Genomic DNA, 14,322 nt, shown 5'->3' on the forward strand with positions numbered 1-14,322 from the left:
GGATCACTCCGGTAGGTTGGTGCAAAGCGACGAAAATTCGTCACGAAGGGCTTGGCCCATAGGTTGCTCTATCTACGGACAGAGCGCCTGCTCCGGTCCCCCCCCCCGCCGTTGAGTAGGCGCTCTTTTTTTTGTCTCGCGGCATCGTTGCTCCGCGAGGGCTTCGCTCTGTCGCGACGCGCTATGTTCGGCTCTGGAGACGGAGGAGCAGATGCGCGACGCGTGGACGGGGTGGAGAGGCGTGGCCGTGCTGGTCCTGGCCCAGGCCGCCGGGTGTCTCTCGCTCTCGACGGGTGACGGCGGAACGGGCGGCACGGGCGGGCAAGGCGGCGGCACGGGTGGCCTCGACGGCGTGCCAGGCGGCGGCGGCGCCGGCGGCACGGGCGGCGACGAGAGCGGGGCGGTCACCGCGTCGTCGTCGAGCGGAGGCTCGTCGAGCAGCGGCGGCAGCGGCCTCGGCCAGGCGTGTATCGAGGCGTCCGAGTGCCTGAGCGGCATTTGCGCCGACGGCGTGTGCTGCGACGTGGCCTGCGATGGCGTCTGCATGTCGTGCGCTCGGCCGAGCAGCATCGGCACCTGCACGAAGCTGCCCGCGCAGGAGGAAGATCAGGACGGGTCCTGCGCGATCACGAGCGCCTGCGACGGCAATGGCGCCTGCAAGCTCAAGAACGGGCAGCCGTGTACGCAAAACGGCGAGTGCCTGAGCAACAACTGCGGCGGCGGTAGCCCGAAGACCTGCGTGCCCTGAGAGGGTGTTCCACGGGCGTTGTCGGCCCCCCCAGAACCTCACCCCCCGACCCCCTCTCCGCGCTGCGGAGAGGGGGCGAATAGCGCTGGATCGAGCCGGAAACTCCCTCCCTCTCCACACAGTGGAGAGGGAGGGTTGGGGTGGGTGAGGTCCGGAAGTCGAGCGGATACCTGTGGAACACCCTCTGAGGGCTTTTTCCTTCGGCGAGGTCGTTACCTCGGTCCCGCAGCGGGCACGGCGTCGCCTTCGCGCGCCTTGAGCCGACGTCGGAAAGCGCCGGGCGTCTCGCCCAGGTGTCGCTTGAAGGCCTTCACGAAGGCGCTGTCGGTCTCGTAGCCGACCGCTTGCGCGATGGCGGTCGTGGACCTGTCGCCGCCCGCCATGAGCTGCGTCGCCCTGTGCATGCGCCAGCGCGTCAGGTAGGTCAGCGGCCCCTCGCCGACGACGGCCTTGAAGCGCGCCGCGAACACCGAGCGCGACATGCTCGCCAGATGCGCGAGGCTCTCGACCGTCCAGGGTTTTTCCGGGTTCTCGTGCAGGCGTTGCAGTACGACGCCAATCTGCGCGTCGGTCAGGGCGCGCAGCCAACTCGCTTGCTCGATGGGCAAGGACGCCACGTGCGTGCGTAGCGCCTGGACGAACAAGACCTCCGAGAGCCGGCTCGCCACCGTCTCGTAGCCTGGCTGCTCGGCCTCCATCTCCGAGGCCACGAATTGCAACGTGGATTCGAGCCACCGCGCGGCGACACCTCCGTCGCCCTTCACGTGGATCAGCGGCGGCAAGCTCGCGATGAGCGGGTCGAGCGACGTGCCTTCGAAGAGGAAACAGCCGGAGACGAGCGTGGTCGGCGCGCCCGCGCCGCCATGATGCACGAGCCCGCCACAACGCCCGCCGCGTATCGCATAGATCTCGGCGACCGGCATGGGCCGCGTCCCCGGACAATCCCGGAGGACGTGGGAGCTTCCGCCGAGAAGAAACACAAAATCCCCTCCCGAGAGCGGGATGCGCGCGCCGTCGACCTCGAGCAGGCAGCTGCCGCGCGAGACCGCATAAAACAGAGCGTGCCCGGGCTTGTCGACGCGCATGCCCCACGGCGCGCGCATCTCCAGCCGTCCGTACACCTTCGTCCGCAAGTGAAGCCCGCGCAGCACGTCCGCGAGAACGTCCATCGTCCCTCCGTGACGGACGATCGAACCACAAAAACGGACGTGGCGCCAATGATCGTCCGCGCCTTTGGGATTACGGTCCCTCCCAGGCCATTCGATGCGAGAGGGGGCGGACGAGCGCTCGGTCCCCGGGCACGGGTGCGCCCGAAAGAAGGGATGGAGAGATCATGAGCAAGACGGGGACGTCGAACAAGATTCGCGTGGGTATCGTGGGAGCAAACCCGGACCGGGGCTGGGCATCCCACGCGCACCTGCCCGCGCTCAAAGCGTTATCCGCTTTCGAGGTCACCGCGGTGAGCACCACCCGGCAAGCGAGCGCGAACGAGGCCGCGCGCCGCTTCGGCGTGCCCCACGCCTTCGACCGCGTCGAGCCCCTGATCGAGCACCCGGACGTGGATCTCGTGGTCGTCTCCGTCCGCGCGCCCTTGCACGCGGGGGTCGTGCGCGCCGCGTATGCCGCGAAGAAGCACGTCTTCTGCGAATGGCCCCTCGGCGTCTCTCTGGCCGAGACCGCCGATCTCGCGCGCCGCGCGGAGTCCGCCGGCGTCCGTACGTTCATCGGCGTGCAGCGGCGCTTCGCTCCGGGCGTGCGTTACCTCCGCGATCTCCTGGCCGAGGGGTACATCGGCAAGCTCCGCTCCGTCACGCTCCACATTTCGGTGCCCCACCTCGGCCCGCGGGTCCCCGAGGCCCTCGCGTATACGACCGACGCGAAGAACGGCGCGAACGTGCTGTCGATCATGACCGCGCATTACCTCGATACGGTGTTCGCCGCGGTGGGCGACGTAAAGAGCGTCTCCGCGGTGGTCGCGCGCCAATTCGACCAGGCGACGGTGATCGAGACGGGCGAGACGCTGCCCATTACGGTGCCGGACCAGGTGCTCCTCAGCGGGACGCTGCAGAACGGCGCGGTTCTGTCCGCGCACATCGAAGCCGGCAAGCGCAATGGCGGGGAGATCTGGGCGACCTTCACGGGCACCGAGGGCGACCTGCGTTGGTCCCACGATTTCACCGTCTCCGGCGCGCGCGGCGACGGCCAGCCGCTCGAGCCGCTGCCGATCCCCGAGCGATATCGATCGCCCGCCCAGGGGGATCTGAACGACGACGCCTATCAAACGGCGCATCTCTACACGGCCCTCGCGAAGGATCTCGCGGAAGGGACCGAGGTCGTCCCGACGTTCCGGGATGCCTGGAAGCTCTACCGGTTGCTCGACGGCCTCGCGGAATCCTCCGCGACGGGCCAGCGCTTCGATTGGAAGGGTTAGAGCAGCTTCGCGAGGAGCTTCGTCCCCTCGACCGTCGAGGCCTCGTCGAAGAGGTGCGGCAGGTTGATCTGCGGCAGGTCGATCTCCTTCGCGAGCCGCGAAAGGCTCTCGGCCTGCACCTTCTCCCGCACCGCCCGCCGCGCCCCCGCCACGAGCGCGCTTTCCGCCGTCCCATCCGTCCGGTTCGGCGCGTCGATCTCGAGCAAGGACACCTCCCGCGCGAGCCGGTCCCGCTCGTCGGCCGAAAAGAGCGGCGGGAGGACCGCGTTCACCACGAGGCGCAGGACGGGCAGGGTGAGGTCCTTTTTGATCGCGTCGACGAGCTCGATCGTCTCCTGCGCCGGCATCTCCTCCGGCAGCGTGACGACCACGATCCCGCTCCGCGTCGGGTCCTGGAACATCGCCCACGCCTCCTCGGCGTCGCGGCGCAAGACGCCCGGCGGCACGACGTCGAGGATCACCTTTGGCACGCGCATCATGTCGAGCCCGTGGCCCGTCGCCGGTGCGTCGAGCAGGACCACGTCGAAGCGCGGCCGCCCGTCGGGGCCGAGCTCCGTCGTGTGAAACCACGCCTTGCCGAGCATCGCCCACTCGTAGAGGCCGGGCACCGCGCGGAAGAAGGTCTTCGTGTAGCGGTTGTCGAAGACGGCGTGCGCCACGGTGCGCACCTTGAGGACCATCTCCCCGTACTCGGTGAGCGCCTTCTCGGGCGAGATGTTCACGGCCCACACGCCCTCGGCGACGGGCATGATCTCGTCGCCGATCGGCTTCGTCCCGAGGATCGCCGAGAGCCGCTCCTTGGTGTTGCAGAGAGCGACGAGGACCCGCTTGCCTTCCCGCGCGAGCGCTACCGCGAGGGCCGCGGAGAACGTCGTTTTGCCCACGCCTCCTTTGCCCGTGACGAAGAGGAAGCGGCGCCGCCCGAGGTCATCGACGAGCCGCCCCGGCGCGCGGCCTTGCGAGGGAGAAGAAGGGGGCATGCGATCCGGCGATCCTCTAGGCGACGAGGAACGGAAAGGCAACCGGCTTCTGCACGCCGGAGGCCGGCGACCCGAGCCGCGCTCTGCTACCACGAGGGACATGCGCGTCACCGAAGCGGGCCTCGAGGCCCTGAACGGGCGCCTCGCCGGCGCCGCGCCGCTCGATGTCCTGCGTTTCGTGCACCAAACGTTCGGCCCGCGGGCCGCGATCCTGACGAGCATGCAGCGCGCCGGCACGTGGCTCTGCCGGCTCGCCGACCAGGCCGGGCTCGATTTCGACGTGCTCTTCGTGGACACGGGCCTCCTGCACGAGCAGACGCGCTCTGCGCGGGACGAGCTCGCGCGGACGCACCGGAACCTCCGGGTGATCACGCTCTCGCCCGCCCGTACGTTCGCCGAGCAGACGGCCGAGGAGGGGCTTTTGTACCTCTCGGTCGAGGGCCAGGAGCGCTGCTGCGACCTGCGCAAGACGGCGCCGCTCCACGCGCTCCGGGGCCGCTACGACGCGCTCGTCTCGGCACTCCGGCAGGGCGAGGGCGGGGCGCGCAGCAAGGTGCGCTCGGTGGGGCTCGACCTCGCGATGGGCGCCCTCCGCGTCCACCCGCTCGCGCACGTGACGAACGAGGAGCTCGATCGGGCCATCGCCGCCGATCCCGGCGTCGTCGTGAACCCGCTCCACGCCATGGGTTTTCGGACGATCGGCTGTTTTCCCTGCACGACGCCGGTCCTGCCCGACGAAAGCGAGCGCGCCGGCCGCTGGCGGCATTTGGCGAGCGTGCAGTATTGCGGGATCAATCCAGTGGACCGCGGCGCGGCCGAGGGCGCGATCGAATTGGACGATCGTTATGCCGAGGCGCTGTCCGGGCCGGCGACGTAGGCGGACAAACACTTCCTGCGCCGCCGATCCGCCAACTCGGCCTCCCTGTCAAGAGCCTCCATGGTGTGGGATTACGCTCCTTGCTGGGTCGCGAAAGCACGAGGAGAGGGCCGAGCGGACCGAGAAGTTCGGCGCGAAGCTTCTTTCGCGCCACCTTGTACTTGACGAGAGGCCTTCCAGAGGTGATTCCGGGACGCAAATGGCAGCGAGCTACTTCGACGTGGACGGCACGCTGATCCGCACGAACCTCGTCCACCCCACGCTCTATTACGTCCTGAACCAGAACACGCCGCTGCACAGCCTCGCGAAGCTCGGCGGGGCGCTGGTGAAGGCCCCGTGGCTGGCGTGGGCGGAGACGCGGGACCGACGCATCTTCAACGAGCTGCTCTTCACGTCCTACGGCGGGATGAGCGAGGACCGGCTCGTGGGGCTCGCGGTCGAGACGTTCGAGCGCGTGATCAAGCCCAACATCTACCCCGGCGCGCGGGACCTCGTGCAGACGAGCCTCGACAAGGGGCACGACGTGGTGATCGTCTCGGGCGCGCTCGACTTCCTGATGCGCCTGCTCGCCGAGCACCTCGGCGCGACGGACGTCATTGCAAACCGCCTCGAGATCAAGGACCGCTTTGCCACGGGCAAGCTGCTCCGCCCCGTGGTCGCGGGCCCCGAGAAGTCGCGGCTCATTCGCGAGCACGCCAAAAGCCGCGGCCACGACCTCGACGAGTGCTTCGCTTACTCCGACAGCTACTCGGACGTCCCCATGCTCAGCATCGTCGGCCACCCGGCCGCCGTGAACCCGGACAGGAAGCTGTCCCTGCTCGCGAACGCCTACCACTGGCCCATCATCCACGTCGACTGAAGCGGGCGGGATTGCCGCCGAATACGAGAATGCCATGAGCCATCCCTGTGTCGTGACGATCGACAGCCGCAGCGCACCCCGCGTCCTCTTCTCGGGCGACAGGCTGGTCGAGGTCGACCTGCCGACGGGCAGCCGCGTCGTCTACCCGAAGCCCCCGCTCAAGCCCCTGAAGGACGTGGACGCGGCCATCCGGTACGCGATCAACCACCCGTACAACTCCGAGCCGCTCTACGCGAAGCTCCGGCCGGGGATGAAGGTGACGATCGCGATGGACGACATCTCGCTGCCGCTGCCGCCGATGAAGCGGCCGGACATTCGCGAGCGCGTGCTGACGATCGTGCTCGACCTGCTCGCCGATTACGGGGTCGACGACATCGAGATCATCATCGCGACGAGCGTGCATCGCCGCATGAAGGACTGGGAGATCCGGCACGTCGTCGGCGACAAGATCTTCAACGCGTTCTGGCCGAAGAAGCTCTACAACCACGACGCCGAGAACCTCGCCAACATGAAATACCTCGGCACGACCGAGGAGGGCGAGGACGTCGAGCTCAACCGGCGCGCCGTGGAGAGCGACCTCATCATCTACGTGAACCTGAACCTCGTGCCCATGGACGGCGGCCACAAATCGGTCGCCGTGGGCCTGTGCGGATACCGGAGCCTGCGCGCGCACCACAACCCGCGCGTGATGCGGCAATGTTATTCGTACATGGACCCGAAATCGTCGGCGCTGAACACGAGCGTCGTGCGTATGGGGCGGCTCGCGAACAAGAAGCTCAACGTCTTCACGATCGAGACGACGATCAACAATCGGATGTTCGATACGCCGCTCGAGTTCCTCGCGAAAAACGAGGATGATCTCTCGCGGACCGAGCGAAACGCGCTCCAGGCGCTCCGGTTCACCCTCGACAAGCTGCCGCAGCCCGCGCGTCAGGCGATCTTCCAGCGCGTGCCCTCGCCGTTCGGCGTGACGGGCGTCTTCGCTGGCGAGACCGAGGCCGTGCACGAGCACACGCTGCGGAAGAGCTTCGAGCAATACTGCGTGCCGGTCGTGGGGCAGAGCGACATTCTCATCACGGGCATTCCGTTCATCAGCCCGTACAACGTGAATTCGTTCCTGAACCCGCTGCTCGTGCAGGTGATGGCGAACGGGTATCTCTTCAACCTGTATCGCGGCGCGCCGATGGTGAAGAAGGGCGGCACGATGATCATCATGCATCCGTGCACGGACCTCTTCGACAACGAGCACCACGCGCCGTACATCGAGTTCGTGCACCGCGTCCTGCCCGAGACGCGCGACGCGATGGAGCTGCACAAGATCTGGGAGCCGAAATTCGCGAAGAACCCGGCCTACATCGAGATGTACCGGTACGGCCACGCCTATCACCCGACGCACCCGTTCTTCATGTGGTACTGGGGCGAGGCGGGGCGGCAGCACCTCGGTCGGGTGATCGTCGTCGGCGCGGACAACGAATACATCCCGCAATTGCTCGGCTGGGAGACGGCGCGGACGATGGACGAGGCGCTGCGAATGGCGAAGCAGACCGCGCCGCCGAACCCGGACATCATGGCGCTGCATTGCCCGCCGATCTTCATGGCGGATATGTCCGTGGAGAAGCAGCGCGCGCCGCTTTCGGCATTGCCCGAAGGGCAAGGCTGAGAGACGCCCTCCCCCCCGATCTCCCTCTCCGACCGACCATCGCAGAGCCGGCCCGGCGGCACGGGCTCGACCATGACCCGCCTCCGCCGGCGCCCGCCAAGCCGCGATCTGCGCTAGGGTGACGCATGCTCGAGGTCCTCCGTGCTGCCGTCTTCGATATGGATGGCACGCTCGTCGACAACATGGCCTTCCACAATCGCGCGTGGGAGATCGTCTCGGAGCGACTCGGCGTGCCGACCAAGGCCGAGCGTTTTCAGCGGGAATTTGCGGGAAAGAAGAATGAGGAGATCTTTCCCGAGCTCCTCGGGCGGGCGGTGCCGCCGGACGAGCTCGCGCGGCTCGCCGAGGAGAAGGAGGGGCTTTACCGCGCCACGTACCGCCCGCACCTCGCGCTCACGCGCGGGGCTGATGCCTTCCTCGAACGGCTGCGCCGCCGCGGCGTGCGGCTCGCGATTGCGACGGCGGCACCGCTCGGCAATCGCGATTTCGTGCTCGATGGGCTCCGTCTCCGCGAGCGCTTCGAGCGCGTGGTGGGCGCCGAGGAGGTAACGCGCGGCAAGCCGTCGCCCGACATTTTCCTCCGCGCAGCGCAGGATCTCGGCGTCGCGCCGGCGGCGTGTGTCGTATTCGAGGATGCGGCGAACGGCGTGCGCGCCGCAAAGGCGGCGGGGATGGTGGCGGTCGGGATCACCACCGCGACGACGGCCGAGGAGCTACGCGACGCCGGCGCCGACTGGACGTCCGCGGATTTCGCGTCGCTCCCGGCGGCGCTGCTGGAACGGCTCGGGATCGTGTAGCCCGAGCGGGCGAGGAGGCTTCTTCAGCGCGGGCGCGTCACGGCAGGCAGGTCGATGTCGTCTGCGCGATCGCCGTAGATGATGCCGCGAATGCGGGGCGAGCCCAGGAAGTCGTGCGGGAAGCCGAGGTCGATCCGGCTGACGTCGTTCAGGCGGCGGAGCTGGTCGTCATTGAGCGTGAAATCGAGGCCGGCGAGGACGTCCTTGATCTGCGACGCCTTGCGCGCGCCCACGATGGGCACGACGTTCGCCCCGCGCTGACGCACCCAGTTCGTCGCGACCTGGGCCGACGTCTTGCCGAGCTCGTCCGCGATGGCGTCCACGGTCTTCGCGATGGCGAGGTTTTTCGGCGAGAGACGCTGCTCGTTGCCGGCGGCGCGCTTCGTATCCTCGGGCGCGCCGCCGCTGCGTGAATACTTGCCCGTGAGCACGCCGCCGCCGAGCGGCGCCCACGGCGTCAGCGTGATGCCGAACGCCTCGGCCATCGGGATGAGCTCGCGCTCCACCGTCCGCTCGATCAGGCTGTATTCGATCTGGAGCGCCGCGAACGGCGAAAGACCCCGCAGGATCGCCACCGTGTTCGCCTGCGAGACGACCCACGCGGGCGCGTCCGAGATGCCGATCGAGAGGACCTTGCCCGCGCGAACGAGGTCGTCGAGGCCCCGCATGACCTCCTCCACGCCCGTCGTGAAATCCCAGGCGTGCACCCAGAGCAGGTCGATGTAATCGGTCCCAAGCCGTCCGAGGCTCTTGTGGACCGCCTGGACCATGTTTTTGCGCGAATTGCCCGAGGCGTTCGGATCCCCGTTCGCCGTCGTGAGTGTGAACTTCGTGGCGAGCACCCAGCGGTCGCGATTGCTGGCGATGATCTTGCCGCAGATCTCCTCGGTATGGCCCTCGTGATACTTGTTCGCCGTGTCGAGGAAATTGCCTCCGGCCTCGGCGTATGCGGCCGCGACCTCGATCGACGTCGCCTCGTCCGCCCCGAACCCCCACCTGTCGCCGAAGCTCATCGTGCCCAGGCACAGCTCCGACACCTTGATCCCCGTTCGACCCAAGAGCTTGTAACGCATGCTTCCTCCCGCGGATAGCGGATCGGGACGTGCGTACGCAGGCCCGAGGGCGAAATCAAGGGGGCAGCCGGTTTTTGGCTTCCCGTCGTTCCTTCGCGTACCCGATCCCCACGCGGACCCCCACGAGGGCGATCGCCGCGAGGCCCGCGCCGGCCATTCGCATCGAATCGAGCGCGAGCCCGAAGATGAAGAGGAGCAGGCCGAGCGCCACGCCGAGCAGCGGACCCTTGATGCGTAATGCGCGCTCGGCCTTCACCATCGCCGTGCTTGCCGTCTCGAAGCACGCCTTGCAGCGCACGCCGTCGACCGCGACACACGAATCGCACAGCGGGACGCGGCAGATTCCGCAGGCGAGCTTCGCGTCGGCCGCCGCCCCCGGGTCACGATAGCCACCCCTGCCGCCCGGATGCACCTCGCAGACCGTGTCCTTCTTCGGCTTTCGCTGCGGGATCGGCTCCTCCGAGGGCGGCACCTTCACGCCGTCGATCCAGAGCTCGCTCCGCGCGACGTCGAGGTTCCGCACGCGCCGGAGGAGCACGCCCCGCTTGCCGATCTTCAGGGGAAAATCGCCGAGCTCGTGCGTCGGGATCTCATTTTCGCGCGTCTTCTCCTCGTCGACGAAGATCGTCAGGAAAGGCTCGCGGACGTCGACTTGTACCCGATGTTTCCCGATGGACCAGCCGGACATGCGCTCCTGCTTACCACGCCGCTGCCGCGGAATGAAGCGGCGCGCCGCGCGCCTTCTTGCTTGTCGCCCCGCACCCTCCTCGCCCACAATGGCGCCGTGTCTCCTGCCCTCGCCACGCGCCCGATCGAGCCTCCCGAGGACCTCACGATTCCGGCGTCGGGGTCGGAGACCGCAAAAGGCGTCCTCTCGCGTGCGCTCGGTCGCCTCGTGCCCGAGCTTCTCGGCGTGGGGCAGGGTCTCGCGCTCTCGGCCGAGGCGCGCGCCGATCTCGCGATTTTTCAGGCGCTCACACGCGAGGTCGCGCGGAAGAACCCTGGCTCGCTCCCGAGCGTCCTCCGCCGCACGGCGATGGGAACGCTCGTCCGGTGCCTGCGCACGCCGCGGCCCGATTCCGAGGCGCTCCTCCGCGAGCTCATCGGGGTCTTTCTCTTGCACCTCGCGCGCGCCTCCGCGCTCCCGCGGGCCATTCGGCAAAAAGCGCCTCCGAGGCAGCTCGTCTCCACCACGGCAGGTATTTCGATCGGTTTGCCCGAGGAAACGCGCGCCGTCGTGTTCGAGAACGAGGGAAAGATCGTCGTCGAGCGCGCGGACGGCGCCAAAACGCTGAGCCTTCAGGCGCTCGAGGCGCAGCCGCCGGGATATTCCGAGACGCGCGCGGGCGTGACCGTATCGCGGCCGTTTTTTCCGATCGATGGGGGCACGCTGCTCGCGCTCGTGGACACGAATCCGCTCGCCATGGTCGAGGCGCACCCCGACAAGGAGGGCAATGCGATCGATCTCGGCGGCAAGAGCGTGACGGAATGGACGCGATCACTCTCCGAGGCGCTCGGTCTCGTGCGGGAACACCTGCCGGACCTGCGGGGCGAGATCGATCTTTTCGTGCAGCAGATTGTGCCCGTCGGATACCACGACGAAAAACATCTATCCGCGTCGTACCAGGAGGCGATCGGGACGATTTATATGTCCCTGCATCCGAGCCTCATGACGATGGCGGAGGCGGTGATCCACGAATTTTCGCACAACAAGATCAATGCGCTCTTCGAGATCGATCCCGTGCTCGAAAATGCGTTTTCCCCGCTCTACACGTCGCCCGTGCGGCCCGATCCGCGGCCGCTCCACGGCGTCCTGCTCGCGGTCCACGCGTTCTTGCCCGTCGCGCGGCTCTACGAGCGCATGATCGAGGCGGGGCACCCGCTCGCGAAGGCGCCGGGCTTCGTGGAGCGATTCGCGCGCGTCCGGCAGATCAACGCGGAGGGCGCGGAGGTGATCCTCGAAAACGGAAAGCCAACCCGCGTGGGGAAAGCGGTGCTCGACGAGATCCGGCGCTGGCACGATCACTACAAGAAAATGGACGCCTGAGAGGCCGCGTGCGTCCCGACGAACGCTTCCTCCGCGATACGTTCCGGGAGCAACTCGCGCGCCTGCGTTCCTTGCGGGTCGATCTGCGCACACTCGGGCCGCGGGCCACCGAGGAGCACGCGGCGCGCCTCGCCGAGGAGTTCGTCGAGCCAGACCGGAGCTTTGCGTTTCGGCGGGCGCTCGAAGGGAAAGGCGGGGCGGTCGACTTCGAAAAATGGCTGCGGCAGGACCGGCTCTCGCCGCGGGAGATGCGTGGCTGCCTCGAATGGCTCGCGGCCGGCGCCGAGGAGCTCGTTTGCGTGCGGTTCGATCGGCGCGCCGGGTTTCCGGCCGTGACGCTTTTGGTGCGCACGCTCGACGAGACCTGGGCGTGCTCGTGGCCCGGCGTGTACGTGCATTTCGCGGCGGGACGAGCGCTCGCCGTGACGGTGCATTACGAGCTGTTCCAGTGTGATCTGCGCATCGCGATGGGATCGCCTTATCGGTAGGAGCGCCTCGACCCCACGTCGACCGCTGTTCCTTTTCGCTTCCGCTTCGCATACGATCACGAAATGAAAAAGGATCTCCTCCTCGCCCTCGTTCTTTCGCTCATCGGGTGCGGCACGAGCTCCGACCCGATGACCCCCATCGACGGCGGCGTCGGCGACGCGGAGACCGGCGGTGACGCGGGCGGTGACGCGGGCGACCCGTGCTGGGCGAATCAACCCGGGCCCGACAATACCGGCGTTCCCAAGGGAACGATCCTCACCCCGAGCGGATCGATCCAGGTGACGACCAACGGCGCGATCGTCGAGGACCTCGACATCCAGGGCGAGGTCCAGATCCTCGCCGACGACGTCACGATCCGGCGATGTCGGATCACGAGCGGCGACTACTACCCGATTCGCTACTTCGACAACGACAACAAAGGTCTCGTCGTCGAGGACACCGAGATCATAGGGACGAGCGCAGACGTCACCGCCGGGCTGTCTTTCTCGAACTACACCGCGCGCCGGGTCAACGTCCACGGAAGCGCCGACGGCTTCAAGGCGGACGAGAACGTGCTGATCGAGGATTCGTGGATTCACGACCTCGGCAATTATCCAGACCAGCACAACGACGGCGTCCAGTCGACCCATGGGCTGAACGTCCATCTCCGCCACAACCGGATCGAGGGCGCGAGCAACGCCTGCGTCCAGACCGGCGACGAGAGCGGCGATACGACGGACCTCCTGATCGAGTGCAACTGGCTCTCCGGCGGCGGCTATTCGCTCAACCTGCGGGGCAAGATGCCGACCGGGATCAAGGTCCTCCGCAACCGTTTCAAAGGCGACTGGGGGTACGGGCCGTGGACGATCGACGATCCGAATCCGACTGTCGTTGGCAATGTCAACGACGCCGACGGGACGCCGATCGAATATCCGTGAAATCCACCGGCGAGGGGGGCCGGGACAGCCTCGTCAGGGCGCCGCGATCGCGCGGTCGACGATGCCGGAGACGTGCGAGAGCGCGTGTTCGAGGTCGAAGCATCGATCGAGCTCGGCCGCCGAGAGGCGCGCGCTCACGTCCGGATCGGCCCCGAGGAGATCGCGGAACGTGCCCTCGCCGGCGAGCGCCTTCATCGCGTTGCGCTGCACGAGCACGTAGGCCTCCTGTCGCGGCAGGCCGTACGAGACGAGCGCGAGCAGCACGGCCTCGCTGAAGAAGAGCCCGCCCGAGAGCTCGAGGTTCTTCCGGAGGTTCTCCTCGCGCACGACGAGGCCGTCGACGAGCGAGCTCGTGCGCTCCAGCATGAAGCCGAGCGTGGTCGTCGCGTCGGGCGCGATCATGCGCTCGACCGAGGAGTGCGAGATGTCGCGCTCGTGCCAGAGGACGACGTCTTCGAGCGCGGGCATGGCCGCGGCGCGTACGATGCGGGCGAGACCGCAGAGGTTCTCGCTCAAGATGGGGTTTCGCTTGTGGGGCATCGCGGACGAGCCCTTTTGCCCCTGGGTGAAGCGCTCCTCGGCCTCGGCGACCTCGGTGCGTTGCCAGTGCCGCACGTTCGTCGCGAGCCGCTCGATGCCCGCGGCGACGAGCGCGAGCGCGTTGAAGAACGCGGCGTGACGATCCCGCGGGACGACCTGCGTGGCCACGGTTTCGGGGCGCAAGCCGAGCGCGGCGAGGGCCTGGGCTTCGATCTTCGGCGAGAGGTGCGCGTAGGTGCCGACCGCGCCGGAGATCTTGCCGACCGCGATCTCGCTGCGCGCTTCACGCAGGCGCGTGCGGCCGCGCTTCATCTCGGCGAGGTGGCCCGCGAGCGCGAGGCCGAAGGTGATGGGCTCGGCGTGGATGCCGTGGCTCCGGCCGATCATGGGCGTGCGGCGATGCTCGTCGGCGCGGCGCGAGAGCGCGACGATGAGGCCGTCGAGCCGCTCGAGCAAAAGGTCGGCGGCGCGGACGAGCAGCACGGCGAGGCTCGTGTCGAGCACGTCGCTCGATGTCATCCCGCGGTGCAGCCACCGCGCGTCGGGCCCGGCGAGCTCCTCGACGTGCGTGAGGAACGCGATGACGTCGTGCTTGACCGTGCGCTCGATTTCCTCGATGCGCGCCGGATCGAGCTTGAGGTTTTTGTCACGAAGCGCTCGGGCCACGCCGACGGGCACGAGGCCTTCGGCTTCCATCGCCTCGCAGGCGGCGAGCTCGACGTCGAGCCACACGGCATAACGAGTCTCGGACGACCAGAGCGCGGCGAACGCGGGCGGGGTGTATCGCGGGATCATTCGCCGCGAAAGCTGGGAGAAGTCGCGCGCGCCGTCAAGCGGGCCGGGCCCGAGCGGCGCGGCAGGAAAGGCGACGGGCTCGGCCGGGCCGTGCTAGGCTCGGCTTGTA

The 14,322-nt window shown here is 68.0% G+C and carries 14 protein-coding genes; 9 read left to right on the forward strand and 5 right to left on the reverse strand.

What is annotated here, in order from left to right; translation table 11 throughout:
- The first annotated feature begins 211 nt into the window (after positions 1-211).
- Entirely contained in the window at positions 212-748 is a 537-nt protein-coding gene (locus KEG57_RS09835) for a hypothetical protein (RefSeq protein WP_272419403.1), read from the forward strand.
- A 212-nt stretch (positions 749-960) separates the two neighbouring features.
- On the opposite strand, the gene KEG57_RS09840 is transcribed toward KEG57_RS09835, so the two are convergent.
- Positions 961-1,917: an AraC family transcriptional regulator gene (locus KEG57_RS09840; protein WP_272419404.1), complete on the reverse strand. Its 957-nt coding sequence runs from the start codon at positions 1,915-1,917 to the stop codon at positions 961-963.
- A 164-nt stretch (positions 1,918-2,081) separates the two neighbouring features.
- Here KEG57_RS09840 and KEG57_RS09845 point away from each other — a divergent pair, with 164 nt between their 5' ends.
- Entirely contained in the window at positions 2,082-3,179 is a 1,098-nt protein-coding gene (locus KEG57_RS09845; RefSeq protein ID WP_272419405.1) for a Gfo/Idh/MocA family protein, read from the forward strand.
- Here KEG57_RS09845 and KEG57_RS09850 read toward each other — a convergent pair.
- Complete coding sequence (locus tag KEG57_RS09850; RefSeq protein ID WP_272419406.1) at positions 3,176-4,159, reverse strand: ArsA family ATPase; 984 nt, start codon at positions 4,157-4,159, stop codon at positions 3,176-3,178. The two genes, KEG57_RS09845 and KEG57_RS09850, sit on opposite strands and share 4 nt — an antisense overlap.
- 100 nt (positions 4,160-4,259) lie before the next feature.
- Here KEG57_RS09850 and KEG57_RS09855 point away from each other — a divergent pair, with 100 nt between their 5' ends.
- From KEG57_RS09855 to KEG57_RS09870, 4 genes are all read left to right on the forward strand, one after another.
- Positions 4,260-5,036, forward strand: a complete 777-nt coding sequence (locus KEG57_RS09855; protein WP_272419407.1) for a phosphoadenosine phosphosulfate reductase family protein — start codon at positions 4,260-4,262, stop codon at positions 5,034-5,036.
- A 199-nt stretch (positions 5,037-5,235) separates the two neighbouring features.
- Positions 5,236-5,895 (forward strand): HAD family hydrolase, encoded by a 660-nt coding sequence (locus KEG57_RS09860; protein WP_272419408.1) that lies wholly within the window; start codon positions 5,236-5,238, stop codon positions 5,893-5,895.
- Between the two features lie 34 nt (positions 5,896-5,929).
- Positions 5,930-7,555, forward strand: coding sequence for an NPN-dependent hydroxyacid isomerase, LarAH14/15/16 family (gene larAH / locus KEG57_RS09865; RefSeq protein WP_272419409.1), 1,626 nt, complete (start codon positions 5,930-5,932; stop codon positions 7,553-7,555).
- Positions 7,556-7,680: 125 nt separating this feature from the next.
- Positions 7,681-8,352 carry an HAD family hydrolase gene (locus KEG57_RS09870; protein WP_272419410.1) on the forward strand — a complete coding sequence of 224 codons (672 nt, stop codon included), beginning with the start codon at positions 7,681-7,683 and terminating at the stop codon, positions 8,350-8,352.
- 23 nt (positions 8,353-8,375) lie between these two features.
- Here KEG57_RS09870 and KEG57_RS09875 read toward each other — a convergent pair whose 3' ends face one another.
- Positions 8,376-9,425, reverse strand: coding sequence for an aldo/keto reductase (locus KEG57_RS09875; protein WP_272419411.1), 1,050 nt, complete (start codon positions 9,423-9,425; stop codon positions 8,376-8,378).
- A gap of 55 nt (positions 9,426-9,480) precedes the next feature.
- Complete coding sequence (locus tag KEG57_RS09880) at positions 9,481-10,113, reverse strand: hypothetical protein (RefSeq protein ID WP_272419413.1); 633 nt, start codon at positions 10,111-10,113, stop codon at positions 9,481-9,483.
- A 96-nt stretch (positions 10,114-10,209) separates the two neighbouring features.
- Here KEG57_RS09880 and KEG57_RS55545 point away from each other — a divergent pair, with 96 nt between their 5' ends.
- The 3 genes from KEG57_RS55545 to KEG57_RS09895 all read left to right on the forward strand — a co-directional run bounded on the left by KEG57_RS55545 (position 10,210) and on the right by KEG57_RS09895 (position 12,878).
- Positions 10,210-11,472, forward strand: coding sequence for an aKG-HExxH-type peptide beta-hydroxylase (locus KEG57_RS55545; protein WP_272419414.1), 1,263 nt, complete (start codon positions 10,210-10,212; stop codon positions 11,470-11,472).
- Between the two features lie 8 nt (positions 11,473-11,480).
- Positions 11,481-11,960: a hypothetical protein gene (locus KEG57_RS09890; protein WP_272419415.1), complete on the forward strand. Its 480-nt coding sequence runs from the start codon at positions 11,481-11,483 to the stop codon at positions 11,958-11,960.
- 63 nt (positions 11,961-12,023) lie between these two features.
- On the forward strand, positions 12,024-12,878 hold the full coding sequence (locus tag KEG57_RS09895) for a hypothetical protein (RefSeq protein ID WP_272419416.1): 855 nt from the start codon (positions 12,024-12,026) through the stop codon (positions 12,876-12,878).
- A gap of 33 nt (positions 12,879-12,911) precedes the next feature.
- On the opposite strand, the gene purB is transcribed toward KEG57_RS09895, so the two are convergent.
- Positions 12,912-14,213: an adenylosuccinate lyase gene (gene purB, locus KEG57_RS09900; protein WP_272419417.1), complete on the reverse strand. Its 1,302-nt coding sequence runs from the start codon at positions 14,211-14,213 to the stop codon at positions 12,912-12,914.
- Positions 14,214-14,322 lie beyond the last annotated feature (109 nt).

Source organism: Polyangium jinanense (genome assembly GCF_028435365.1).

Excerpts from the sequence above, each read along its gene's own strand:
- KEG57_RS09835 (WP_272419403.1), top strand. The coding sequence starts at position 212 with ATGCGCGACGCGTGGACGGGGTGGAGAGGCGTGGCCGTGCTGGTCCTG.
- KEG57_RS09840 (WP_272419404.1), bottom strand. The coding sequence starts at position 1,917 with ATGGACGTTCTCGCGGACGTGCTGCGCGGGCTTCACTTGCGGACGAAG.
- KEG57_RS09845 (WP_272419405.1), top strand. The coding sequence starts at position 2,082 with ATGAGCAAGACGGGGACGTCGAACAAGATTCGCGTGGGTATCGTGGGA.
- KEG57_RS09850 (WP_272419406.1), bottom strand. The coding sequence starts at position 4,159 with ATGCCCCCTTCTTCTCCCTCGCAAGGCCGCGCGCCGGGGCGGCTCGTC.
- KEG57_RS09855 (WP_272419407.1), top strand. The coding sequence starts at position 4,260 with ATGCGCGTCACCGAAGCGGGCCTCGAGGCCCTGAACGGGCGCCTCGCC.
- KEG57_RS09860 (WP_272419408.1), top strand. The coding sequence starts at position 5,236 with ATGGCAGCGAGCTACTTCGACGTGGACGGCACGCTGATCCGCACGAAC.
- larAH (WP_272419409.1), top strand. The coding sequence starts at position 5,930 with ATGAGCCATCCCTGTGTCGTGACGATCGACAGCCGCAGCGCACCCCGC.
- KEG57_RS09870 (WP_272419410.1), top strand. The coding sequence starts at position 7,681 with ATGCTCGAGGTCCTCCGTGCTGCCGTCTTCGATATGGATGGCACGCTC.
- KEG57_RS09875 (WP_272419411.1), bottom strand. The coding sequence starts at position 9,425 with ATGCGTTACAAGCTCTTGGGTCGAACGGGGATCAAGGTGTCGGAGCTG.
- KEG57_RS09880 (WP_272419413.1), bottom strand. The coding sequence starts at position 10,113 with ATGTCCGGCTGGTCCATCGGGAAACATCGGGTACAAGTCGACGTCCGC.
- KEG57_RS09895 (WP_272419416.1), top strand. The coding sequence starts at position 12,024 with ATGAAAAAGGATCTCCTCCTCGCCCTCGTTCTTTCGCTCATCGGGTGC.
- purB (WP_272419417.1), bottom strand. The coding sequence starts at position 14,213 with ATGATCCCGCGATACACCCCGCCCGCGTTCGCCGCGCTCTGGTCGTCC.